The organism is Pseudomonas mangrovi (genome assembly GCF_003052585.1).
GTDB lineage: Bacteria > Pseudomonadota > Gammaproteobacteria > Pseudomonadales > Pseudomonadaceae > Aquipseudomonas > Aquipseudomonas mangrovi.
On sequence record NZ_QASN01000006.1, the window covers coordinates 55283 to 76988 of the forward strand.

Genomic DNA, 21706 nt, shown 5'->3' on the forward strand with positions numbered 1-21706 from the left:
TCATGAAGCTGTCGTGAAATGAGCAGGGCCGGCGAAATGTCGGCCCTTCTCATTTCACTGTCGGCGAGATACCCCATGACCGTCACCGAGCAGTTGAGCGTGCTGGATTCGATCCTCGCTCACGGCGACCTGAACAGCCTTTTCCAGCCCATCGTCAGCCTCTCCGAGCGCCGACTGCTCGGCTACGAGGCGCTCACCCGCGGCCCATCCAGCGGACCCTTGCACTCCCCGCTGACTCTGTTCGCCACCGCGCGCCGGGCGGGACGGCTGAGCGAACTGGAGCTGGCCTGCCGGGACAAGGCCTGCAGTCGATTCAGCAGCATGGCGCTACCCGGAAAGCTGTTCCTCAACGTATCCCCGGAGACGCTGCTGGAGCCCGCCCATCAACCGGGACGTACGCTCCAGCTGCTGCAGAAACACGGCATCGCCGCGGATGGGGTGGTGATCGAGCTGACAGAACAGTCACCGATCGAAGATTTCGATCTGCTCGACAGCGCGCTGCGGCACTATCGCGCAATGGGCTTTTCCATCGCCCTGGACGATCTGGGTGCTGGCTACTCCAGCCTGCGCATGTGGGCGCAGTTGCGACCTGATTACGTCAAGATCGACCGCCACTTCATCGACGGCATTCATCTGGATGCGGTAAAGCGCGAGTTCGTCGGCTCGATCCTGAAGATGGCACGGGTCTCCAGCGCCCAGGTGATCGCCGAAGGCATCGAGCTGATCGAAGAGCTGCAGGTGCTCACGGAAATGGGTGTGGACCTGGTGCAGGGCTACCTGCTCTGCCGCCCCCAGGAAGTGCCGCCTACGGACGTTGCCAGCCTGCTGCCGCGCCCCGCCAGAACAGTGGACAGTCAGCACGATCAGCAGCAGCGTCCCTTGCAGGCACTGCTGATCGAGCAACCGGCGGCCAGCCGCCAGACCCCGATCGCGGAGGTCCTCGATCTGTTCCGCCAGCAACCGCGGATGAATTCCCTCGCGCTGCTGGACGACGCTCAGCAGCCGGTCGGCATCATTCACCGGCACGCGCTTTCGGACGCGCTGCTCAAGCCATTTGCCGCGGACCTGCTGGCACGCAAGCCGGTCAGCCGACTGATGAGCAACGACTTTCTCGCCGTGGAAGTCAGCCAGTCGATACAGCAGGTCAGCCGACTGCTGACCTGCCGCGCGCGACAGCGTATCGAAGAGGACTTCGTCATCACCGACAACGGCCGCTATATCGGTCTGGGCCGTGTCATCGACGTTCTCAAGCTGATCACCGAGCTGAAGATAGAACAGGCCAGGCACGCCAATCCACTGACCCTGCTTCCTGGCAATGTACCCATCCAGCAATGCCTGGCCCGTCTGCTGGAGCAGCCTCGCGAAGCGCTGGTGTGCTACGTCGATATCGACAACTTCAAACCCTTCAACGATCTCTACGGCTACGCCAAGGGCGACGAGGTACTCCTCGGCCTGGCACGTTGTCTCAGCGAAAGGGCCGATCCGAGCCAGGACTTCGTCGGCCACATCGGCGGTGATGACTTTCTCATGGTGCTCGGGCCCGATCACTGGAAGGAACGGCTACAGCAACTACAGGAGGCGTTTCAGCAACAGTGCCGGCGCTTCTATCATCCGGAGCACCTGGCCGCTGGCTGTTTCCTCGAGTACGACCGCAACGGCAGACGCCAGACGTTCTCGTTGCTGTCCCTCTCGATCGGCGTGGTTCATCTGCGAGCAGAACAGGCCGTGGGGATGGATGCCGCCGCACTGGCCGCATTGGCCTCGGAAGCCAAGCGCAGTGCCAAGCAGGTGCCCGGCTACAGCATGCACCTGATAGACACCCTGCAGCAGGCGGGCTGAATCGTTGCGCTCAAAGACCGAGCTGCTTGGCACGCTCGGCATAAACCGCTGCCGCGACTGGGTCTGCGGCAAGGCCCGTCGCACCACTTTCCAGCAGCTGCGCCAGACGCTTAGCGGCAAGCGGGTGACCGGCGTCGGCAGCCACTCGCCACCAGCGCGCGGTCTCGGCGGCATCGCTCTCGGAATTCAGGTCAGCCGTTAGAGCGACAACACCCAGCTGATAGGCACTTTTCGGATCCCCGGCCGTGGCCGCCAGACGCAGCAGGCGCAATCCCTCTTCCCGGGCACCGAACCCCTGCCCGCGAAACAGCAGGATGTGCCCGTAGAAGCTCTGTGCGGCGGGATCGCCCAGCGCCGCCAGACGTGCGAACTGACCCTGTATCCATTGCCAGAGACGGGGCTGGCGCATCGCCCAGGACCAGTGGAACAGCCGTCGTGCCAGCCAGTAGCCAAGTCGTGCACGCAGCTTCCAGAGCATCAGACACCTTCCGGATAATCGAACTCGAAAACCCGGGCCACTTCCGACGCATGCCAGGAGGCGGCGGCGAGACCATCCACCGGCCCGCTGAAGCAACCCAGACGCTCGGCGCATTCGAAGAAACCGGTACGCGGGAGGCGGCTCGCGCCCTGACTGATCACCAGCGCGCTACGTAAAGGCCGCTGTGCCTTCGCATCCAACTGCGCCAGATGTTCCAGCGCCAGCGCCAGGGTGCGCATGGCCGGGGCCGGCAGGTCCAGGCGCTCGAGCAGAGCGCGATAGGTGACCAGGTGACGCTGGCGACGCACATCGTCCAGCGCCTCGATCAGGGCATTCCATTGCTGTCGACTGATGCTCAGGCTCACTGTGCGTCACTCCAGCCATCGACCCCCAACGCAACCGCGAGGGCGCGGCGGATAGCGGTATCCGGCAGTCGTTCGCCGCTCTCGATCATCGCAAGATAGGCCGGACTGATACCGGCCGCGCGCGCCAGTTGCTCCGCCTCCATCGCGCGGGATTCGCGCAGGCTGGCCAGCTCGCTCAGCGCCGGGGCATACGTCGAAGCGGGCTGTTCGACACCCGGCGCCTCGCCGCCCTGCCCGGCCGCCCGACGCAGCGCCTGGTACTCGGCCCAGGGCAGCACCGCATACTCGGGCTCTCCATCCCGCAGAATCACCTGCACACTCATGAATTCCTCCTAGAACAAACCCGCCGAGCGGTCGGCATGGTAACAGCTTCGCCGCAACTCGCCCTTCACGAGCCTGCAGGATCAGCCGGCAGCACCTCCAGCTGCTTCAACTGATCGGCGCTGCGCCGCTCCAGCCAGCCCCTGAAAACGTCCAGCTCGCCACGCCAGGTTTTCATCACCCAGGCCAGGACAGCGATGTCATCGAGAAATCCAACCGCGAACAGCCAGTCGGGCACCGCATCCAGGGGCGACACGAAATAGATAAGTGCAGCAACCACCGCCAACAGAGCTTGCCGGCTGATACCTCGGTACTCACCGCGCCACCAGGCTGCCGCGAGGCGTCCCAGCAGTGCCAGATCATCCCGAGTGCTGCCTAGCCGCCCGCCCTGACGGACGCCCTTGAGCGAGACAGCAGACAGCAGCAGGGGGAGTCGTCCATCGGCCAGGTAGCGCTTGGCCAACTCACGGTAACGAGGAAAGGAAGAAGGCAGTTTCATTCGGACTCCTTGCCAGGCCGCGGCCTGACTGGGGTTGCTGGAGTTATCCACCAAAGCTGTGGATAACACTGTGAACAGAAGTTGAATGATTTGCCCAAGGCCCCGAACCACAAGGCCTGCAGTCAAATCGGGCACTTTTTGTTCACCGAATAAAATCTTTTAAAAACAATAACTTGAAAACAAATAAAGACACTGGACGCGCAGCGATAAGGCGCAACCTCAGCCCCTGCTCGATTGTGCATAACAGTAACACTGCTACGCTTGCGACGCTCTTCAAGCCCCTGAAGGCCGAAAACGACAACGCCCCGACCTGCGGGGCGTTGTGATTCAAACCGACATCACTGCTCGGCAGGGACTTCGATCTCCGGCACTTCATCGGACAGCGTTTGCGGCTGGTTGATCGCCAGCAACTCAAGCTCGAACACCAGCACCGAGTTGGCCGGGATCACCGGGCTCGGACTCTGCTCTCCATAGGCCAGTTCGGAGGGAACATAGAGCTTGGCTTTTTCGCCTACATGCATCAGTTGAAGCCCCTCGAGCCAGCCGGCGATTACGCCACCGTTGAGCGGCAGGTCGATCGGACCACCGTGCTTGGCGGACTCGTCGAAGACGGTACCGTCGGTGAGCATGCCCTTGTAGTTGACCTTGACCACGTCGTCCGGCTTGGGCTGCTCGCCTTCGGCCTTCTCGAGGACCTCGTACTGCAGGCCCGACTCGGTAGTAACGACACCTTCACGCTTGCCGTTCTCTTCCAGATACTTCTTGCCGGCTTCCTGAGCCTGCTTGTCGAGCTCGGCAAGCTTCTCTTCGGATGCCTTGCGCAGCTTGTCGAAGGCGTCCTGCATGTCTTCATCACTCAGACGCGACTCGTTGCGCGCCATGGCGTCCTTCACCCCGAGGGCGATGGCATCGGCATCCAGCTGCACGGACTTGTCCTGGGACAGACGGTCCCCCCACTGCAGTCCCAGGCCATAGGAGACCTTCTGCTCGATGGTGGTCAGCTCCATGGCTGCCTTGGGTTGTTCGGTCTTGGAATCACAGCCGACGAGTGCCAGGCCGACGACGGCCACAGCAATGGCCAAAGGGTGCTTCTTCATTTGTTTTCCTTGTACGTGCAGGGAGCCTCACAGGTGAGAGCGCGAGCTTAACAGGCATGCGCGACAGCAGGCTATGCGATATGAACCAGGAAATGTGGAGAAGTTCAGAAGAACCCGAACGGGTGATGCGAGGGGGTGTAGCGTTGTCACTTTGGGGAGGAAAAATGGCGCAGCGGACGGGACTCGAACCCGCGACCCCCGGCGTGACAGGCCGGTATTCTAACCGACTGAACTACCGCTGCGCGTAACCCCGAGATTGGTGGGTGATGACGGGATCGAACCGCCGACCCTCTGCTTGTAAGGCAGATGCTCTCCCGGCTGAGCTAATCACCCTTCACTCTCGAAGTGGGGCGCATTCTACGGAGCGACTTCCCTGCTGGCAACCCCCAGCGTGAAAAAAAATTTCGATCTTCCAATGGCTTAGCTTAGGGTTGGCCGATCACTCCAACGCGGGAATAATGCATCCCCCGCGATCTTGGAGATTCACCCCCATGTGGTTCCGCAACCTTCTCGTGTATCGCCTGACCCAGCCGGTCGACTTCTCCGCCGAAGCGCTCGAAACTGCGCTGGGCAGCAAGCCGGCCCGCCCGTGCGCCAGCCAGGAACTGACCACCTACGGTTTCGTGGCGCCCCTGGGTAAAGGCGCGGACGCACCTCTGGCACATGCCAGCCAGGGTTTTCTGCTGATCGCTGCGCGCAAGGAGGAACGCATCCTGCCGGGCAGCGTGGTACGCGACGCACTCAAGGAGAAGGTCGACGAGATCGAAGCGGAGCAGATGCGCAAGGTCTACAAGAAGGAGCGCGACCAACTCAAGGACGACATCGTCCAGACGCTGCTGCCTCGCGCCTTTCTGCGCCGCTCCAGCACCTTCGCCGCAATCGCGCCCGAGCAGGGACTGATTCTGGTCGACGCCTCCAGCCCCAAGCGCGCCGAAGACCTCCTGTCCACTTTGCGCGAAGCCATCGGCTCGCTGCCGCTGCGCCCGGTATCGGTAAAGATCGCCCCCAGCGCCACCCTCACCGAATGGCTCAAGACCCGCCAGGCAGTCGCTGATTTCCACGTACTCGACGAATGCGAGCTGCGTGACACCCATGAGGACGGCGGCCTGGTGCGCTGCAAGCGTCAGGATCTGGCCGGCGAGGAAATCCAGTTGCATCTGAATTCGGGCAAGCAGGTCACGCAATTGTCGCTGGCCTGGCAGGACAAGCTATCGTTCGTGCTCGACGACAAGCTGGCGGTCAAGCGCCTGCGCTTCGAGGACCTGCTGCAGGAACAGGCCGATCAGGACGCAGGCGACGATGCCCACGCCCAGTTCGACGCCAGCTTCACCTTGATGATGCTGACCCTGATCGACTTCATCCCCGCCCTGTTCGACGCGCTCGGTGGCGAGGAAATACCGCAAGGCGTCTGACTCGGCGTTGGCGACGGAGCGCCAATGGTGAGAGGATCCACTGCGCGGCAGGGACGACCCTGCCGCGCCTAGCGCTTCCGAGGGACGGCCCTCAGTTCATCACGACTGAGGAAACTGCCATGTCCTGGTTCCTGCTCCTTCTCGCCGGCCTGTTCGAAGTTGCCTGGGCGCTTGGCCTGAAATACAGCGACGGCTTCAGCCGCCCGCTTCCTACCGCGCTGACGCTGGCAGCGCTCATCACCAGCCTGACGCTGCTGGGAATGGCAATGAAGCATCTGCCCCTAGGCACTGCCTATGCGCTATGGAGCGGTATCGGCGCAGTCGGCACAGTCGTGGCCGGGATCTGGCTGTTTGGCGAGAGCGTTTCACCGGCGCGCCTGCTCAGCGTGCTGCTGATTCTGATCGGCCTGGTAGGACTGAAGCTCTCGCACTGACCCTCAGCGCTCGGCGCCCAGCTGCCCATTCTCGTCGGAAAAGACGATCTCCACCCGCCGGTTCGCTGCCCGCCCGCGGGCCGAGGCATTCTCAGCGACAGGATGGGCCTCCCCGTATCCGATCACCTGCAGACGCTCGGCGGCCACTCCCATATCCACCAGCGTCTGGGCTACCGACTGGGCGCGCAGGCGCGAGAGCTCGCGATTCTCCTCTGCTTCGCCGCGACTATCGGTGTAGCCCTCGATGCGCACCAGTCGTCGCGGATTCAGCTGCAGAAACTGCACCAGCTGCAGGGCGGTGCGACTGGCGGATAGGTTCAGTTCGCTGCTACCAGGCTCGAAGAGCACGTCACCGATGATCATCACCAGGCCACGCTCGGTCTCCATGGTCGCCAGACGCTGCAACTGCTCGTCCAGCCATTCGCTGCGCTGCTGAGCGCTGAGCAGCCTTGCCTCGCGCAGCATCTGCTGCAGGCGGTCCTGCTCACGCTGCAGACGTTGTGATTGTTGCTGATTGCGCACGAGCTGATCATGCTCGCGGGCGATCTGGCTGTAGCGCTGACTGAGGTAGGCGTAGTGCTCGACGTCCGCATCCGTGCCCCAATGAGCAGCGAAACCCTCGGCCCTGGCCAGCGACTCGCCTGCCCGGCTCACATCTCTTGGCGCGCTTTCAAGTACCTGGGGATCACTCTTCACCTGGTCGAACAACAGCTGCGCGTCCGCCAGCTCCTGCCTGCCAAGACTTCCCGTACAACCGGAACAGAGCAGCAACGCGGGCGCCACCCACAAAAACCACTTCATCGCAGGCTCCCCAACTGCTTACGCAGGCGCTCGATACGGGCATTCTGTACCGTGATGGCCTGCTCGCTCTCCCCTCTCAGGGTCAACGCCTCGGCCAGGCGCGCATCGAGCTCGGCTTGCTCGGCCAGCATGCGCGCCCGCCGATAGTCCTGCTCCTGCATGTTCTTTTTTGCCAGCGCGAAGCGCTCCTCGGCCAGCCGGTACTCTTGCGTACTGGTCGTGGCGCCCACCGCTGCGGCCTGCTCCAGGGCTCGCTCGGTCAAGCGCATCTGCTCGAACGGAGCGGGATCACTGGCGCAACCTGCCATGCCAACGACGGCAGACAACAAGAGATAACGAAGGCTCACGACACTATTCCTGGGGAGTTTCGATTTCGACAACCGGAGCCAGCTGCTGCATCCAGCGCTGCAGATTGATCTGCAGCAAACCATCCGCGACACCTGTAGCGGCCAGCTCGGTCAGTTTGAGCGCGAGCTGACCACGCAGCCAAGGCTCGTTGCACGCCGAGCTGTGCGACAGCGCAAGGTGCAGGTTCTGACTGGCGACGGGCCAGTCCAGCGCCTGCAGCTCATCGGCAAAGCCCATTGCAGCAATGGACGCCGAGCCGCTGTAGCGATCAAAGATCAGGAAGTCCGCACGCTCACGACGCAACAAGTCCAGCGCCTCTTCGAGACCATCGACCTGCTTGAGCGTCAGATTGGCCCGGGCGAACGTCTCGAATTGCGCACCCAGCGCGGCATCCTTGAGCAACAGACCCTGTCGCCCCCGCAGATCGTTCCAGCCCGAGTAGGCAAACGCCGCATCGCGCCGTACCCAGACCACGCTAGGCGTGCTCTGCAGTGGCGGGTGCACGAAGTCCATGGCCTGCAGCCCGGCAGTGCTCAATTGCGCACCCAGCAGCAGATCCGCGCGTCCACTGACCACTTCAGCCTGCGCCTTGCTGAGGCTACCACTGGGAATGAGCTCGATACTGACTCCCAGCTCCTTGGCAAGACGCTCGAGCAGATCGGCGTGCACACCCAGCAGCTTCTCGGGCTGCTGCGGATCACGCCACAGATACGGCGGATGCGCAGGATCACCCGTTGCGACAAGGCGCTCGCAGCGATCAGCGGCATGTACCGGGGATAGGGCAGCGGATAGCGCGGCCATAGCCACGAGCGCCGTCATCCGAAGAGACAGAGGCATTGAGTGGTTTCCATTCTGTAAGCAGATGAGCGAGCGCCAGAATAGCAGAAGGCTTGCGCCGGCAGCGACGCCGAGGCGCCGCTCGCAAAGCAAAAAGCCCGCTCAAGAGCGGGCTTCTCGGGTGCGACCTGGAAGGGTCAGACCAGTTTTTCGAGCTCGGGAACAGCCTCGAACAGATCGGCAACCAGGCCATAGTCGGCGACCTGGAAGATCGGGGCTTCCTCGTCCTTGTTGATCGCGACGATCACCTTGGAGTCCTTCATGCCCGCCAGGTGCTGGATAGCACCGGAGATGCCGACCGCGATGTACAGCTGCGGAGCAACGATCTTACCGGTCTGGCCGACCTGCATGTCGTTCGGCACGAAACCGGCGTCGACTGCAGCGCGCGAGGCACCCACGGCAGCGCCGAGCTTGTCGGCCAGTGCGTAGAGGTGCTTGAAGTTGTCACCGTTCTGCATGCCACGGCCGCCGGAAACGACGATCTTGGCAGCGGTCAGTTCGGGACGATCGGACTTCGCCAGCTCTTCACCAACGAAAGCCGACTTGCCGGCGTCGCCGCCAGTGGAAACGGCTTCAACGCTAGCGGAACCACCCTCGGCGGCAACCGGGTCGAAACCGGTGGCACGCACGGTGATGACTTTGATGGCAGCGGACGACTGCACCGTGGCAATGGCGTTGCCGGCGTAGATCGGACGCTTGAAGGTGTCGGCACTTTCAACCGAGATGATCTCGGAGATCTGGTCGACGTCCAGCTGAGCGGCGACGCGCGGCAGGATGTTCTTGCCATTGCTGGTAGCAGCAGCCAGCACGTGGCTGTATGCCTTACCCAGCTCGGCAACCAGCGGAGCGACGTTCTCCGGCAGCTGGTTGGCGAAGGCAGCGTTGTCGGCAACCAGCACCTTGGAAACGCCTGCGATCTTGGCGGCCGCTTCGGCAGCGGCACCTACGCCGGAACCGGCGACCAGCACATGAATGTCACCACCGATCTTGGCGGCAGCAGCAACGGTGTTCAGGGTAGCCGGCGCCAGCGCGGCGTTGGTGTGTTCAGCGATAACCAGGATAGTCATTTAGATTACCTTCGCCTCGTTCTTCAGTTTCTCGACCAGTTCGGCAACGGACTTGACCTTGATACCGGCGCTGCGAGCGGCCGGCGCTTCGACTTTCAGGGTCTTGACGGTGGAAGCCACGGAAACGCCCAGGGCGTCCGGGGTGACCACGTCCAGCGGCTTCTTCTTGGCCTTCATGATGTTCGGCAGCGACGCGTAGCGCGGCTCGTTCAGACGCAGGTCGGTGGTGACGATCGCGGGCAGGTTCAGAGCAACGGTCTGCAGACCGCCGTCGATTTCACGGGTGACGTTGACCTTGTCGCCGGCGACTTCGACCTTGGAGGCGAAGGTGCCCTGACCCATACCGGTCAGCGCGCCGAGCATCTGGCCGGTCTGATTGTTGTCGCTGTCGATCGCCTGCTTGCCCATGATGACCAGCTGCGGCTGCTCCTTCTCGACCACAGCCTTTAGCAGCTTGGCGACGGCAAGGGAGTTCAGCTCTTCACTGGTATCGACCAGAATGGCACGATCGGCCCCCAGCGCCAGAGCGGTACGCAGCTGCTCCTGGGCGGTATTCGGGCCAATGGAGACGACGACGATTTCGCTCGCCACACCTTTTTCTTTAAGGCGCACGGCTTCTTCCACGGCGATTTCGCAGAAGGGGTTCATCGACATCTTGACGTTAGCGAGGTCAACGCCGGAGTTGTCCGCCTTGACGCGAACCTTGACGTTGTAGTCGACCACTCGTTTGACAGCTACAAGAACCTTCATGGATTCCTCGTTACTCTCGGTGAATTAAAGGAGTCGCCAGACGGGCCTGGCAGTGATGCGTGACAACCGGATAGGAACCGGCAAGCCCTGGGCGAGCGCAAAACCGGCCGGTATCTTGACTGCATCAAGGTGGCGGGTCAATACAACCGACCCGCTCAGCGCGGGTGCCCGTAGCAGATTCAGCCGAGCTGCACCAGTATTCAAACGAACGTTTGTATTGGCCCACATAAAGACGCGTGGATATAATGCGCGGCGCACAGCTCAAGGAACCGAGCCTAGCCTTCCCCGATAAAATACGAAAGCGCCTTGAGTAGGAGATAGCCTGTGGAACGCGAGTTTATGGAATTCGACGTCGTCATCGTCGGCGCCGGCCCAGCCGGATTGTCTGCCGCATGCCGACTCAAACAGAAAGCCGCCGAAGCGGGCAAAGAGCTTAGCGTCTGCGTGGTTGAGAAAGGTTCCGAAGTGGGTGCCCACATCCTTTCTGGTGCCGTGTTCGAGCCGCGTGCGCTCGAAGAGCTGTTCCCCAACTGGAAGGAACTCGGCGCCCCGCTGAATACCCCGGTCAAGCGTGACGACATCTATATGCTGAAAAACGCCGACAAGGCGTTCAAGGTGCCCAACGCTTTCGTGCCCAAGACCATGCACAACGAAGGCAACTACATCATCTCCCTGGGCAACCTGTGCCGCTGGCTGGCCCAGCAGGCCGAAGGCCTGGGCGTCGAGATCTATCCGGGCTTCGCCGCCCAGGAAGCGCTGATTGACGAGAACGGCGTAGTGCGCGGAATCCTGACCGGCGACCTGGGCGTGGACCGCGAAGGCCAGCCGAAAGAGGGTTACTACACCCCGGGCATGGAGCTGCGCGCCAAGTACACCCTGTTCGCCGAAGGCTGCCGTGGCCACATCGGCAAGCAGCTGATCAAGAAGTACAACCTCGACAGCGAAGCCGACGCCCAGCATTACGGCATCGGCATCAAGGAAATCTGGGACATCGACCCGGCCAAGCACGAGCAGGGCCTGGTAGTCCACACCGCTGGCTGGCCGCTGTCGATGGTCGACAGCGAGAACACCGGTGGCTCCTTCCTCTATCACCTGGAAAACAACCAGGTGGTCGTCGGCCTGATCGTCGACCTGTCCTACTCCAACGCTTTCCTCTCGCCCTTCGACGAGTTCCAGCGCTACAAGCACCACCCGGTGGTTGCCCAGTATCTGGAAGGCGGCAAGCGCGTAGCCTATGGCGCGCGCGCCATCTGCAAGGGCGGCCTGAATTCGCTGCCGAAGATGGTTTTCAACGGCGGCGCGCTGATCGGCTGCGATCTCGGCACCCTGAACTTCGCCAAGATCAAGGGCAGCCACACCGCGATGAAGTCCGGCATGCTGGCAGCCGATGCCGCAGCCGATGCGCTGCTCGCCGGTGGCGAGGGCGGCGATCTGCTCAACAGCTACGTCGAGTCGTTCAAGGCCAGCTGGCTGTATGACGAGCTGTTCCGCAGCCGCAACTTCGGCCCTGCGATCCACAAGTTCGGCGTACTGATGGGCGGCGCCTTCAACTATGTCGACCAGAACTGGTTCGGCGGCAAGATCCCGGTGACGCTGCACGACACCACGCCGGACTACGCGCACATGAAGCCGGCCGCGCAGTGCACCAAGATCAACTACCCGAAGCCGGACGGCAAGCTGAGCTTCGACAAGCTGTCCTCGGTATTCCTCTCCAATACCAACCATGAAGAAGAGCAGCCCTGCCACCTGAAGCTGACCGATCCGAGCATCCCGATCAACGTCAACCTGCCCAAGTACGACGAACCTGCGCAGCGCTACTGCCCGGCTGGCGTCTACGAGGTGGTGACCAAGGAAGACGGCGAGAAGAAGTTCCAGATCAACGCCCAGAACTGCGTGCACTGCAAGACCTGTGACATCAAGGACCCTGCGCAGAACATCACCTGGGTCGCACCGGAAGGTACCGGTGGGCCGAACTACCCCAACATGTAATTCGGCTGCATAACAACAAAGGCTCCCTCGGGAGCCTTTGTTGTTTCAGCGGAGCTCGCGCTTGAACTCGCCCATCAGCGCGCGACTGAGATCTGCCAACCAGCACAGCACAAACCCTGCGGACGCCCCGTCAGCTCAGGCTGCCGGAAAGCCCACGACTCACCGTGCAGGAAATCCGACGGCAGGGAGGCGCGAAGAAAGTACTCACTGGCGCTGCGCGGGACACTGCGGCGTAGTCTGATCAGGCAGTCAGGATTGCGGCCCGATCGGAAAAAACTCTCCCCCGCTCCAGATACCAAGCCAGGTCTGGCCATCAATTTCCCGAGGCACCGCCAGCTCGACCAACTGATAGAAAACGTTGCGCCCGATCAGCGCCTCGAGATTGCTGCGCACATGCACGTAGGGCGAGGGTTCCTGAGTGGCGGGATCCAGGACGACCCGGATCGGGTGCTCGGCGCCCGCCTCCACTTCATCCTCGACATTGGTGAGAAAACGCAGACGCTGTTGCTCGCCCTCCCCTTCAGCCACTACCGACACCGCGACGAATGGGGCGTCGTCGACCTTGATACCGACCTTCTCGACGGGCGTGATCAGGAAGTAGTCGTCGCCGTCGCGGCGGATGATGGTGGAAAACAGCCGCACCATCGGCTTGCGACCGATCGGCGTGCCAAGGTAGTACCAGGTCCCATCGCGAGCGATACGCATGTCGATGTCACCGCAGAAATCCGGATTCCACAGATGAACCGGTGGCAACCCCTTGCCTTCGCCCTTGGGTATCTGCGCCAGCAGTCCGCCAGCCTTGTCCGTTTCAGTCATCAAGCCTCCTCAACGGGAAAACCCGATCAGCCGCTGCGCATAGTCGGTAAATGCAGGGCCAATCAGGTCCTCCGGTCGATTCTCATAAAACGTCAGAAAGCCGCCACGACTGCGGATTCGTGCGCTATCCACCAGATAGCCGGTGCCGATTTCTATCAGCATCAACTGGATGACACCCGAATCGATGCCGAGACGGTCGAGAGCTTCTTGATCCTCCCATTCCTCGAAAGTGCCAATTCGATCATCAGCCCCGGCGAAACGCGTGTAGAGCAGGTAGTGTGCCCCGACGCCGCGAGCCTCCTGCAGCGCCTCGTCCAGGCCGCGCGGCGCCGGCGCGCGGCGCACCCGGGGGAAATACTCGACGAACCCTTTAAATGCCTCCTCGGCGACCACGTTCGGCCGCGGATAGGCCTTGCCGGGCGGGACAAAGTGGCTCTGCGCGATGAAGATGAAGGAGTCCGCCTGCAGTCGCCAGCTGGCACTGCGCTGGGCACGGTTGTGATCGAGGAAACCGGCGTCGCGCAACTGGTACAGCGCGCCATCGGCAAGGTCGCTGGTCTTCATGCAACCGGATAGCGCCAGCAGCACGAGCACGAGGAAAACACGCATATTCTTCTCCTGCCGGCGACGGAAAACCGGCGAATGGCGCTCCGATGCAGCTTCCGCGCCACTCTCTCAGAGCCCGCGCTGCCACTCCTGGCGCAAGCCGGCGCGTTGCGGCTGTTCGATGGCCTGACGAACCTGCGCCAGCATCCTTTGTTTGTCCTCACCCAGGGTGCCCTTGAGCACCAGATAATTGGAGGCATGGTCACTGCGGAACACCGTGTCACGCAGCTCGAGTTGCTGCAGCAATCGCTCGACCTCGCGGAACAGCTCCAGCTGGCCAAGCGGCTCGAAGTCGGCAAACTGCTCGCGATAGCGCGCCTCGCCCTGGGGAAAGCTCACTACCAGTGTGGAGAGAAACTCCGGCTGCGCCTCGTTCATCAGCCGCGCCGAGCTGTCCGCATGCTGATCACTCAACGTACGCCCACCCAGGCCATTGAGGATCATCACCGAGCGGGTGATACCAGCCTGCCCGAGCTTGTCCAGCGCGCTCAGTGTCGACGCGTAGGTCTCGCCCTTGTTGACCCGCGCCAGCACCTCGTCGTCCCCGGATTCGGCGCCGACATAGGCCATCTTCAGGCCCGCATCGGCCAGCTCGCGCAGCTCTTCCACCGACTTCTTACGCAGGTTGCGCGGCAGGCAGTAGCTGCTGACCCGCTCGACCTCTGGCATGTGCTCGCGGATTGCCTGCAGGATGGTCAGTAGCCGACGGGTCGGCAGAACCAGCGCGTCGCCGTCGGCAAGGAAAATCCGCTGCACGATCAGGCTCTGTCCGCAGCGACGAATCTCTTCCAGCACCTCGGCCTCGTCGCGCGCGCGGAATTTCTTCTGCGGCGCGGTGTACATCTCGCAGAAACCACACTTGTTCCAGGAGCAGCCGTTGGTCACCGGCAGGATCAGCGAATGCGCCTCACTCGGCGGGCGAAATACCGGCTCGATGTAACTGATGGGAAAGACACGCGCGTTCATCTTGAACAGACATCCTCAGGAAACGTTGAACTCAACCGCCGATGATCTTCATCACGGTGGCACCGCCGGAAAAGATCAGCTCCTGCTTGTCCGCAAGGGCCTTCACCAATAACCGCTGCATTGCCGGCAGGGCCAGGTGGCGGGGCTTGTCGAGCAGATCGCCGATGTAGTGGCGACTGCCGGACGACAGGCAGCCGTGCAGCCAGCCGGTGGAGGACAGCCGCAGCCGCGAGCAGGTCCGGCAGAAGGGCACGCTCTCATTGGCGATCACACCGAAGAAGCCCTGCCCAGGAATTTCGTAGCGCATGGCCGTGGCGTCCAGCGCCGACTCGGCCTGGATAAACGGGTGGCGCTCGCCAATCAGCTCGAGCAGCTCGGCCAGCCCGACGAACTGACGCTGGAAACCGGCGCCATCACGCGCCAGATGCCCCATGCGCATCAGTTCGATGAAGCGCAGCTCGAAGCCCCGCTCCAGGCAGTACTCGAGCAGCGGCAGGACCTGATCCAGGTTGGCATCGCGCAGCGGCACCATGTTCAGCTTGATCCGCATGCCGGCGGCGCTCGCCTGCTCCAGGCCCTCCAGAACACTCGCCAGATCACCGCCGCGAGCGATGCGGCCAAAGGCATTCGCGTCCAGGGTATCCAGCGAAACGTTGATGCGGCGGATGCCGGCATCCAGCAGAACAGGCAGCTTGCGCGCCAGCAGCTGGCCGTTGCTGGTCAGGCTGACATCCTGCAACCCCAATCCTGCTATGACACGCAGGAAAGGCTCGAGCCGTGGACTGACCAGGGGCTCGCCGCCCGTGATGCGCAAGCGTTCGATACCCGCCGCCTCGATGAGATAGGCAACGGCGCGCCCCATGGCCTCTGCCGACAGTTCATCCTGCGCTGCCACCAGGCGTTTGCCGTCGGGCACGCAATAGGTGCAGGCGTAGTTGCAGGCGGCGGTCAGGCTGATCCGCAGATTGCGGAAGCGCCGGCCCTGGCGATCAACGATCATGTGCGGCTCCGGCAGGCAGACACCCGAAGTATATCGACGCCAGCGACCTCTGGTGCACCGAGCCGTGCCGCCCTCGCCCCCTCAGAGCGCAGCTGGATCGGTGTCACGCTTGCGCTTGTTGCCCATGCGCACACCGATATCCATGAGGAACTGGAAGAAGCCGTCCTGATCCTCGAGCACATCGCGCCAGAAGGGCGAGTGATAGAGCGCCACCGCGCCGTGCACCAGCGCCCAGGCGGCGCAATAGTGGAAGTACGGCGGCACGTCCTCGAGCTTGCCCTCGGCAATGCGCCCCTTGATCAGCGCAGTCAGGTGCTCGAAGTTGGACGCCCGGATGCTGTGCAGCTGGTCGACCATCTCCGGTACCTGGCTGCTCTTGACCACCTTTTCCTCGAGGCGGTCGAACAGACGATAACGCTGCGGATCACGCATGCGGAACTCGAAATAGGCACGCGACAGGGCTTCCTTGTCGCGGTCAACGTCCGGCGAGTCGAGCAGCGCCTTCAGGTCTCGCTCATAGTCGAGCATCAGACGCAGATAGATCTCCGCCTTGGACTTGAAATGCTTGTAGATGGTGCCTTTGCCGATGCCGACCGCATCGGCAATCATCTCAACGGTTACGCTGTCTTCACCCTGATCGAGGAAAAGCTTGAGCGCGGTATCGAGGATTTCCTGCTCGCGGCGACGAAACTCGCGAACTTTACGGGACTCTTTCTGCATGATGGCGGCACGGTCAGGATATCAAGGGGGCGTATTATGCCTGTCCAGTCCCAAAATGCACGGATCACCGACCAATGTTCAACATCGAAAACGAATTCCCCCACGAAGTCGGACTGAGATATCTCAACCACGCGGCGGTTGCGCCCTGGCCGCTGCGTGCCACCCAGGCCGTTGCCGCCTTCGCCGAGCAGAACAGTCGCAGCGGTGCACGCGACTACCCGCAGTGGCTGAAAACCGAACAGCGTCTGCGTGAGCGCCTGCAAAGGCTGCTCAATGCGCCGTCGAGCGATGACATCGCGCTGGTGAAGAACACCTCCGAAGCCCTCTCCTTCGTCGCCTTCGGCCTCGACTGGCGCGACGGCGATCAGGTGGTGATCAGCGACCAGGAGTTCCCCTCCAACAGGGTGGTCTGGGAAGCCCTGAAGGACCGCGGCGTAGCGGTCATCGCCGTCGCGCTCGATGGCGCGGATCCGGAGCTGGATCTGATCAGTGCCTGCACAGCACGCACCCGCGTGCTATCGGTCAGTGCAGTGCAGTACGCCAGTGGTCTGCGACTGGATCTGCCGCGGCTCGGCCGCCTGTGCAACCAGAAGGGCGTGCTGCTGTGCGTGGATGCCATCCAGCAGATCGGCGCCCTGCCGTTTGATGTACAGGAATGCGACTGCGCCTTCGCCATGGCCGACGGGCACAAGTGGCTGCTCGGCCCGGAGGGGCTCGGCGTCTTCTACTGTCGCAGCGACCTGCGTCAGCAGTTGAAACTGCACGAGTACGGCTGGCACATGCTGGAGCACTCCGGCGACTACGAGCGCCGCGACTGGCAACCGGCCGCCAGCGCCAGGCGCTTCGAATGCGGCAGCCCGAACCTGCTGGGGACGATGGCCCTGGACGCCAGTCTGTCGCTGCTCGAGGAGGTCGGCATGGGCGAAGTAGCGGCACAGTTGCAGCAGCGTATCGACTGGCTGGACGAAGCCTTGCGAGCGATCCCCGGCGTGACCGTACGAAGCCCTGCCGACCGCACCAGGCGGGCTGGAATAGTCACCTTTTCGGTTGCAGGCAAAGACCCGCAGCAGCTTTACCGCCAGCTCATGGCCGAGCAGGTGGTGTGCGCTCCGCGCGGCGGTGGCATCCGTCTCTCGCCGCACTTCTACACGAGCGCGCAGGTCCTGGATGAGAGCCTGGCGTTGATCACCCGACTGGCGCGCTAGTGCTCTGAGCAGCGGCCGGGGTATTCCAAATACGTTTAAAAAGTGGCGGATCGGGGGTGGAAATCTGCCGATCTTCGCCAATACTCAAGATCACTGATGCGCCGCGCCTTCCCCCGGGCGCCGCATCGGCCGAGATACCCCGGACCTCGGTATCTCGATTTACTCCTAATGGTCTTGACCCGGATTCCTCTCCCCCAGAGTCCGGGTTTTTTTATGCACAGCAAAATCACGCCACGCGGCGTACTCAGGCTCGTGACAGAGGGAAAAGACGGCGGAAGTTCGTCGTGGTCTGCTCCGCCAGCGTCTCGAATCGTTCACCACGGACCTCGGCGATGAACTGCGCCACCTCGCGCACGTACTGCGGCAGATTTGCCTTGCCCCTGTGCGGCACCGGGGCAAGATAAGGCGCATCGGTTTCCACCAGCAGCCGATCCGCCGGAACCTTGCGGGCAACATCCCGCAGGGCATCAGCGTTGCGGAAGGTAACGATGCCCGACAGCGAGATATAGAAGCCCATGTCCAGAGCCGCCTTGGCCATCGGCCAGTCCTCGGTGAAGCAGTGCAATACGCCGGCCTGGGTCAGCGCAGCCTCGCGCAGCAGCTCCAGGGTGTCGGCACGCGCTTCGCGGGTATGCACTATCACCGGCTTTGCGGTGACCTTCGCCGCCTGCAGATGCAGACGAAAGGCACGCTGCTGCAACTCGGCCGCCTCGGGCTCGTAGTGGTAGTCGAGACCGGTCTCACCGATGGCCACGACCCTCGGGTGATCAAGCGACTCCAACAGCCAGTCGAGCGCTGGCTCGGCATCAGCGGCCAGGTCCAGCGGGTGCACGCCGACGGAGCAATCGACATCCTCGTAACGCTCGGCCAGCGCCTTCACTGCATCGGCATTCTCGGCGCTGACGCCGATACAGAGAAAATGACCCACCCCTGCAGCCCGAGCGGCATCCAGCGCCGCATCCAGGGAGCCACCATGGGCAGACAGATCCAGACGATCAAGATGACAGTGGGAATCGACCAGCATTGCGCAGTCTCCTGAAATGACAAAGCGCCCGGTCAGGGCGCTCTCGATACTTGCCGCAGATTGCAGCCGTTACATGGTGTGGGTCGGTCGATCCGACTTCAGCGCACCGGCAAGGTAGGTCTCGATCTTGTTGCGGGCGGTATTGTCGCCGTCACCGAACTGCACGCCGATACCGGCGGCGCGGTTGCCCTGGGCACCCTTGGGAGTAATCCAGACGACCTTGCCGGCAACCGGGATCTTTTCCTGCTCATCCATCAGATTGAGCAGCATGAAGACCTCATCGCCCAGCTTGTAGGATTTGCTGGTAGGAATGAACAGGCCGCCGTTCCTGATGAAAGGCATGTAGGCGGCGTACAGCACCGACTTGTCCTTGATGGTCAGGGACAGGATTCCGTTACGCGGTCCCAGATTCGGAGGCAGGTTCATGCAGTGTCCTTGCTGATTTTTCCAGTGGCCGATTCTAGCCCGGTCCGGGCAGGCTTGCCCACTGGCCCAACAGGGCCTCGAGTAGCAGCGCACGATTGAGGTTGGACTTGCCGAGAACCTTCTGCCGCTGCTGCAGCAGTTCGGCCTGAATCTGCAGCACCTTGTCCCTGCGGCTCTTCTGCGCCAGATACTGGTTCACCTTGCGCATGTCTTCCAGCCCCAGGGTCTCCTCATCGCCGGTCAATTGATAGCGCAGGATCGCATGGCTCCAGTCGAACAACCAGTCGACCAGCATCACCAGCGATACCTGCGCCCAGGCCTCGGCGAGCTGACTGGGGGTAACCTGGCGCTTGAGCAACTTCTTGATCCCCTCCACCACCAGGGCACGTTGTTCGCGGACACCTTGCGCAGAAAGACCCAGCGCCTTCAGCGGGGAGCCAGCAGCGAGACTCAGCAGCTCGCGCAACTCCGGCTCGCCGGCCTCTGGCAACTGGCTATTCAGCCAGGCGAGACTCTCATCCTCGCCTGGCAGGGGACATGCCTGCTGCACGCAGCGGCTCTTGATCGTCGGCAGCAGCCGGCTGGGCTGGTCGCAGAGCAGCAGCAGCACCGTGTCGCGCGAGGGCTCTTCCAGGCTCTTGAGCAAGGCGTTGGACGCGGCCAGGGTCATCTCCTCGGCCGGCGGCTCGGCTACCAGTACCACCTTGTGCCCGCCCATCTGCGCGGTCTTGGCGATGAAGTCGATCAGCGCGCGGACATCGTCGACACCCACGCTCTTCTTGTCTTCGGCAGGTTTCAACTCGTAAAGATCAGGATGCGTACCCGCTGCCAGCAACAGGCAGCCCTTGCAGCGTCCACAGGGATGCAGATCCTGTCGATCCTGGCACAGCAGAAAGTGCGCCAGCGCCGTTGCCAGCGCACGCTTGCCGATGCCCGCCGGGCCGTGCAGCAGGTAGGCATGGGCGTGCTGCGGACGTTTTGCCAACTGCAGCCAGAGCGACTGCTGCCACGGGAAAACGTCAGCCACCGCGATGCTCCAGCATCGCCGGCAGCAACCGATCAATGGCCGCCTGCACGTCCTCGAGCGACTGCGCCGCGTCCAGAATGCGATAGCGCTCCGGCGCTGCGCTGGCACGACGCAGGTAGGTGGTGCGCACGGACTCGAAGAAGCCCCGCTGCTCCTGCTCGAAGCGATCGAGCCGGCCGCGAGCCGCTGCTCGGGCGAGCCCCACCTCGACCGGCAGATCGAACACCAGCGTCAGGTCGGGGCGCAGATCACCCTGGACGAATCGCTCCAGTTCGGCGATGCGTGCGGAAGACAGCCCGCGCCCACCGCCCTGATAGGCGTAGGTCGCATCGGTAAAGCGATCGCAGAGCACCCACTCACCACGCGCGAGTGCAGGCTTGATGACTTCCTGCAGGTGCTGGGCTCTGGCCGCGAACACCAGCAGCAGTTCGGTATCCGCGGCCATGGGTTCGTCACTGGGGCTCAGCAGCAGTTCGCGTATGCGCTCGGCCAATGGCGTGCCACCGGGCTCACGGGTCAGGCATACCGTCACACCCTGCTCACGCAGACGCTGTGCAAGGTACTCGCGGTTGGTGCTCTTGCCGGCGCCTTCCGGTCCTTCCAGGGTGATGAACATGTGTTGCTCCCGTTGCTTCATCGGCCAGCAGGCGCAGGGCTCGAGCGATAGTCCGAGCGACGCTTCAACTGATACTCGCGCACCGCACGATTGTGCGCGTCGAGCGTTGCGGAAAATACGTGACTACCGTCACCACGTGCCACGAAGTACAGACTTCTGCCGGCCAGGGGATGCAGCGCCGCGTGAATTGCCTCACGCCCCGGCATGGCGATCGGCGTAGGCGGCATCCCGTCGATCACGTAGGTGTTGTACGGCGTCGGACGACGCAGATCGGCTCGAGTGATGCGCCCATTGTAGGCTTCGCCCATGCCGTAGATGACCGTGGGATCGGTCTGCAGGCGCATGCCGATGCGCAGCCGCCGCACGAATACTCCGGCGATCTCGCGCCGCTCCTCAGGCACTCCGGTCTCACGCTCGATCAGCGAGGCCATGATCAACGCCTGATAGGCGTCAGCGTAGGGCAGCCCCTCATCGCGCGAATCCCACTCCTGCTCAAGCACCTGCTGCATCCTGGCGTGGGCCTGGCGCAACAGGTCGAGGTCACGCATGCCCTTGACGTAGCGATAGGTGTCCGGAAAGAAACGCCCCTCCGGATGAACGCCCGCCTGCCCCAGTGCCGCCATTACCTCTGCGTCACTGGCACTGGCCAGCTCCTGCGCAAGCTTGGGATGACGTGCCAGCTCGGCGCGGAACTGGCGAAAATTCCAGCCCTCGACCAGCGTCAGGCTGTATTGCACGACGTCACCGCTGCGCCAGGAATCCAGCAGATCGCCGGCGGTCATGCCCGGCTCCAGCCGATACTCGCCACTGTGCAACTTGCTCTGGGCCAGGTTGAGGCGCCAGTAGAGACGCAGCCACAGCGGATCCTGAAGGATTCCGTCGGCCGCAAGGCGATTGATCAGTCCACCGGGGGTGGCGCCCGGTGCGACTTCGAGCATCTGCTCCTGGTCGATCAACAGCGGTTGACGCACGCTGTTGCCGACAGCCCAGGCGACATATCCCAGCGCCATCGCAGAGAGCACAATCAGTAACAGCAATAGGGAAAAGAACTTGCGAATCACCG

At 62.7% G+C, this 21706-nt stretch carries 25 protein-coding genes and 2 tRNA genes; 5 read left to right on the plus strand and 22 right to left on the minus strand.

The annotated features are described in order from the left end of the window. The first annotated feature begins 75 nt into the window (after positions 1–75). Positions 76–1839, plus strand: a complete 1764-nt coding sequence (locus DBO85_RS03160) for a bifunctional diguanylate cyclase/phosphodiesterase (RefSeq protein ID WP_108105163.1) — start codon at positions 76–78, stop codon at positions 1837–1839. Positions 1840–1849: 10 nt separating this feature from the next. Here the strand turns inward: DBO85_RS03160 and DBO85_RS03165 are convergent, their stop codons facing one another. The 7 genes from DBO85_RS03165 to DBO85_RS03195 form a co-directional block, all read right to left on the minus strand. Beyond that, positions 1850–2317, minus strand: a complete 468-nt coding sequence (locus tag DBO85_RS03165; protein WP_108105166.1) for an SEL1-like repeat protein — start codon at positions 2315–2317, stop codon at positions 1850–1852. Further along, complete coding sequence (locus DBO85_RS03170; protein WP_108105168.1) at positions 2317–2682, minus strand: hypothetical protein; 366 nt, start codon at positions 2680–2682, stop codon at positions 2317–2319. Before DBO85_RS03170 ends, DBO85_RS03165 begins: the two co-directional genes overlap by 1 nt. Continuing rightward, a complete protein-coding gene (locus DBO85_RS03175) occupies positions 2679–3005 on the minus strand; it encodes a helix-turn-helix domain-containing protein (protein ID WP_108105170.1) in 327 nt (108 codons plus the stop codon). The genes DBO85_RS03170 and DBO85_RS03175 overlap by 4 nt, the downstream gene beginning before the upstream one ends. Positions 3006–3070: 65 nt before the next feature. Next, positions 3071–3502: a YkvA family protein gene (locus DBO85_RS03180; protein ID WP_108105172.1), complete on the minus strand. Its 432-nt coding sequence runs from the start codon at positions 3500–3502 to the stop codon at positions 3071–3073. Between the two features lie 338 nt (positions 3503–3840). Continuing rightward, the gene (locus DBO85_RS03185; RefSeq protein ID WP_108105174.1) at positions 3841–4599 is read right to left on the minus strand and encodes an FKBP-type peptidyl-prolyl cis-trans isomerase; all 759 of its coding nucleotides are present in this window, start codon (positions 4597–4599) and stop codon (positions 3841–3843) included. A gap of 165 nt (positions 4600–4764) precedes the next feature. Further along, positions 4765–4841, minus strand: a tRNA-Asp gene (locus DBO85_RS03190). A 15-nt stretch (positions 4842–4856) separates the two neighbouring features. Then, positions 4857–4932, minus strand: a tRNA-Val gene (locus DBO85_RS03195). A 158-nt stretch (positions 4933–5090) separates the two neighbouring features. On the opposite strand from DBO85_RS03195, the gene rdgC reads away from it, so the two are divergent. Together rdgC and sugE are read left to right on the plus strand one after the other, a co-directional pair. Further along, positions 5091–6011: a recombination-associated protein RdgC gene (gene rdgC / locus DBO85_RS03200; RefSeq protein WP_108105175.1), complete on the plus strand. Its 921-nt coding sequence runs from the start codon at positions 5091–5093 to the stop codon at positions 6009–6011. Positions 6012–6130: 119 nt separating this feature from the next. Beyond that, a complete protein-coding gene (gene sugE / locus DBO85_RS03205) occupies positions 6131–6445 on the plus strand; it encodes a quaternary ammonium compound efflux SMR transporter SugE (protein WP_108105177.1) in 315 nt (104 codons plus the stop codon). Between the two features lie 3 nt (positions 6446–6448). Here sugE and DBO85_RS03210 read toward each other — a convergent pair whose 3' ends face one another. The 5 genes from DBO85_RS03210 to DBO85_RS03230 all read right to left on the minus strand — a co-directional run bounded on the left by DBO85_RS03210 (position 6449) and on the right by DBO85_RS03230 (position 10248). Next, positions 6449–7246, minus strand: coding sequence for an OmpA family protein (locus DBO85_RS03210; protein ID WP_108105179.1), 798 nt, complete (start codon positions 7244–7246; stop codon positions 6449–6451). After that, positions 7243–7554, minus strand: a complete 312-nt coding sequence (locus tag DBO85_RS03215; protein WP_233356545.1) for a DUF4398 domain-containing protein — start codon at positions 7552–7554, stop codon at positions 7243–7245. The genes DBO85_RS03210 and DBO85_RS03215 overlap by 4 nt, the downstream gene beginning before the upstream one ends. Positions 7555–7597: 43 nt before the next feature. After that, the gene (locus DBO85_RS03220; protein ID WP_233356540.1) at positions 7598–8395 is read right to left on the minus strand and encodes a substrate-binding periplasmic protein; all 798 of its coding nucleotides are present in this window, start codon (positions 8393–8395) and stop codon (positions 7598–7600) included. 173 nt (positions 8396–8568) lie between these two features. Then, positions 8569–9498, minus strand: coding sequence for an electron transfer flavoprotein subunit alpha/FixB family protein (locus tag DBO85_RS03225; RefSeq protein WP_108105185.1), 930 nt, complete (start codon positions 9496–9498; stop codon positions 8569–8571). Then, positions 9499–10248: an electron transfer flavoprotein subunit beta/FixA family protein gene (locus tag DBO85_RS03230; RefSeq protein WP_108105187.1), complete on the minus strand. Its 750-nt coding sequence runs from the start codon at positions 10246–10248 to the stop codon at positions 9499–9501. A 324-nt stretch (positions 10249–10572) separates the two neighbouring features. Between DBO85_RS03230 and DBO85_RS03235 the strand changes: the two genes are divergently transcribed. Continuing rightward, complete coding sequence (locus tag DBO85_RS03235) at positions 10573–12237, plus strand: electron transfer flavoprotein-ubiquinone oxidoreductase (protein WP_108105189.1); 1665 nt, start codon at positions 10573–10575, stop codon at positions 12235–12237. A 249-nt stretch (positions 12238–12486) separates the two neighbouring features. On the opposite strand, the gene DBO85_RS03240 is transcribed toward DBO85_RS03235, so the two are convergent. The 5 genes from DBO85_RS03240 to DBO85_RS03260 form a co-directional block, all read right to left on the minus strand. Continuing rightward, a complete protein-coding gene (locus tag DBO85_RS03240) occupies positions 12487–13053 on the minus strand; it encodes a DUF1285 domain-containing protein (RefSeq protein ID WP_108105191.1) in 567 nt (188 codons plus the stop codon). 9 nt (positions 13054–13062) lie between these two features. Beyond that, positions 13063–13662 carry a DUF4823 domain-containing protein gene (locus tag DBO85_RS03245; RefSeq protein ID WP_108105193.1) on the minus strand — a complete coding sequence of 200 codons (600 nt, stop codon included), beginning with the start codon at positions 13660–13662 and terminating at the stop codon, positions 13063–13065. A 66-nt stretch (positions 13663–13728) separates the two neighbouring features. Beyond that, positions 13729–14625, minus strand: coding sequence for a radical SAM protein (locus DBO85_RS03250; protein ID WP_108105195.1), 897 nt, complete (start codon positions 14623–14625; stop codon positions 13729–13731). 31 nt (positions 14626–14656) lie between these two features. Further along, the gene (locus tag DBO85_RS03255) at positions 14657–15625 is read right to left on the minus strand and encodes a GTP 3',8-cyclase MoaA (RefSeq protein ID WP_108105197.1); all 969 of its coding nucleotides are present in this window, start codon (positions 15623–15625) and stop codon (positions 14657–14659) included. 81 nt (positions 15626–15706) lie between these two features. Next, positions 15707–16345, minus strand: a complete 639-nt coding sequence (locus DBO85_RS03260; protein WP_108105200.1) for a TetR/AcrR family transcriptional regulator — start codon at positions 16343–16345, stop codon at positions 15707–15709. A gap of 74 nt (positions 16346–16419) precedes the next feature. Between DBO85_RS03260 and DBO85_RS03265 the strand changes: the two genes are divergently transcribed. Continuing rightward, positions 16420–17550 (plus strand): aminotransferase class V-fold PLP-dependent enzyme, encoded by a 1131-nt coding sequence (locus DBO85_RS03265; protein WP_108105202.1) that lies wholly within the window; start codon positions 16420–16422, stop codon positions 17548–17550. 244 nt (positions 17551–17794) lie between these two features. Here DBO85_RS03265 and DBO85_RS03270 read toward each other — a convergent pair whose 3' ends face one another. The 5 genes from DBO85_RS03270 to mltG form a co-directional block, all read right to left on the minus strand. After that, positions 17795–18574, minus strand: a complete 780-nt coding sequence (locus DBO85_RS03270; RefSeq protein ID WP_108105204.1) for a TatD family hydrolase — start codon at positions 18572–18574, stop codon at positions 17795–17797. A gap of 69 nt (positions 18575–18643) precedes the next feature. Further along, on the minus strand, positions 18644–19000 hold the full coding sequence (locus DBO85_RS03275) for a PilZ domain-containing protein (RefSeq protein ID WP_108105206.1): 357 nt from the start codon (positions 18998–19000) through the stop codon (positions 18644–18646). A 34-nt stretch (positions 19001–19034) separates the two neighbouring features. Further along, positions 19035–20027, minus strand: coding sequence for a DNA polymerase III subunit delta' (locus DBO85_RS03280; protein ID WP_108105208.1), 993 nt, complete (start codon positions 20025–20027; stop codon positions 19035–19037). Next, positions 20020–20643, minus strand: a complete 624-nt coding sequence (gene tmk, locus DBO85_RS03285) for a dTMP kinase (RefSeq protein ID WP_108105210.1) — start codon at positions 20641–20643, stop codon at positions 20020–20022. Before tmk ends, DBO85_RS03280 begins: the two co-directional genes overlap by 8 nt. Positions 20644–20660: 17 nt before the next feature. Continuing rightward, positions 20661–21704 carry an endolytic transglycosylase MltG gene (gene mltG, locus DBO85_RS03290; protein WP_108105212.1) on the minus strand — a complete coding sequence of 348 codons (1044 nt, stop codon included), beginning with the start codon at positions 21702–21704 and terminating at the stop codon, positions 20661–20663. Positions 21705–21706 lie beyond the last annotated feature (2 nt).

Coding starts and splice junctions, on each gene's coding strand:
- DBO85_RS03265 (WP_108105202.1), top strand. CDS start 16,420: ATGTTCAACATCGAAAACGAATTCCCCCACGAAGTCGGACTGAGATAT.
- DBO85_RS03260 (WP_108105200.1), bottom strand. CDS start 16,345: ATGCAGAAAGAGTCCCGTAAAGTTCGCGAGTTTCGTCGCCGCGAGCAG.
- DBO85_RS03275 (WP_108105206.1), bottom strand. CDS start 19,000: ATGAACCTGCCTCCGAATCTGGGACCGCGTAACGGAATCCTGTCCCTG.
- rdgC (WP_108105175.1), top strand. CDS start 5,091: ATGTGGTTCCGCAACCTTCTCGTGTATCGCCTGACCCAGCCGGTCGAC.
- sugE (WP_108105177.1), top strand. CDS start 6,131: ATGTCCTGGTTCCTGCTCCTTCTCGCCGGCCTGTTCGAAGTTGCCTGG.
- DBO85_RS03225 (WP_108105185.1), bottom strand. CDS start 9,498: ATGACTATCCTGGTTATCGCTGAACACACCAACGCCGCGCTGGCGCCG.
- DBO85_RS03175 (WP_108105170.1), bottom strand. CDS start 3,005: ATGAGTGTGCAGGTGATTCTGCGGGATGGAGAGCCCGAGTATGCGGTG.
- DBO85_RS03165 (WP_108105166.1), bottom strand. CDS start 2,317: ATGCTCTGGAAGCTGCGTGCACGACTTGGCTACTGGCTGGCACGACGG.
- DBO85_RS03215 (WP_233356545.1), bottom strand. CDS start 7,554: ATGGCAGGTTGCGCCAGTGATCCCGCTCCGTTCGAGCAGATGCGCTTG.
- DBO85_RS03220 (WP_233356540.1), bottom strand. CDS start 8,395: ATGGCCGCGCTATCCGCTGCCCTATCCCCGGTACATGCCGCTGATCGC.
- DBO85_RS03180 (WP_108105172.1), bottom strand. CDS start 3,502: ATGAAACTGCCTTCTTCCTTTCCTCGTTACCGTGAGTTGGCCAAGCGC.
- DBO85_RS03210 (WP_108105179.1), bottom strand. CDS start 7,246: ATGAAGTGGTTTTTGTGGGTGGCGCCCGCGTTGCTGCTCTGTTCCGGT.
- DBO85_RS03250 (WP_108105195.1), bottom strand. CDS start 14,625: ATGAACGCGCGTGTCTTTCCCATCAGTTACATCGAGCCGGTATTTCGC.
- DBO85_RS03245 (WP_108105193.1), bottom strand. CDS start 13,662: ATGCGTGTTTTCCTCGTGCTCGTGCTGCTGGCGCTATCCGGTTGCATG.
- DBO85_RS03270 (WP_108105204.1), bottom strand. CDS start 18,574: ATGCTGGTCGATTCCCACTGTCATCTTGATCGTCTGGATCTGTCTGCC.
- DBO85_RS03230 (WP_108105187.1), bottom strand. CDS start 10,248: ATGAAGGTTCTTGTAGCTGTCAAACGAGTGGTCGACTACAACGTCAAG.
- DBO85_RS03185 (WP_108105174.1), bottom strand. CDS start 4,599: ATGAAGAAGCACCCTTTGGCCATTGCTGTGGCCGTCGTCGGCCTGGCA.
- tmk (WP_108105210.1), bottom strand. CDS start 20,643: ATGTTCATCACCCTGGAAGGACCGGAAGGCGCCGGCAAGAGCACCAAC.
- DBO85_RS03255 (WP_108105197.1), bottom strand. CDS start 15,625: ATGATCGTTGATCGCCAGGGCCGGCGCTTCCGCAATCTGCGGATCAGC.
- DBO85_RS03240 (WP_108105191.1), bottom strand. CDS start 13,053: ATGACTGAAACGGACAAGGCTGGCGGACTGCTGGCGCAGATACCCAAG.
- DBO85_RS03160 (WP_108105163.1), top strand. CDS start 76: ATGACCGTCACCGAGCAGTTGAGCGTGCTGGATTCGATCCTCGCTCAC.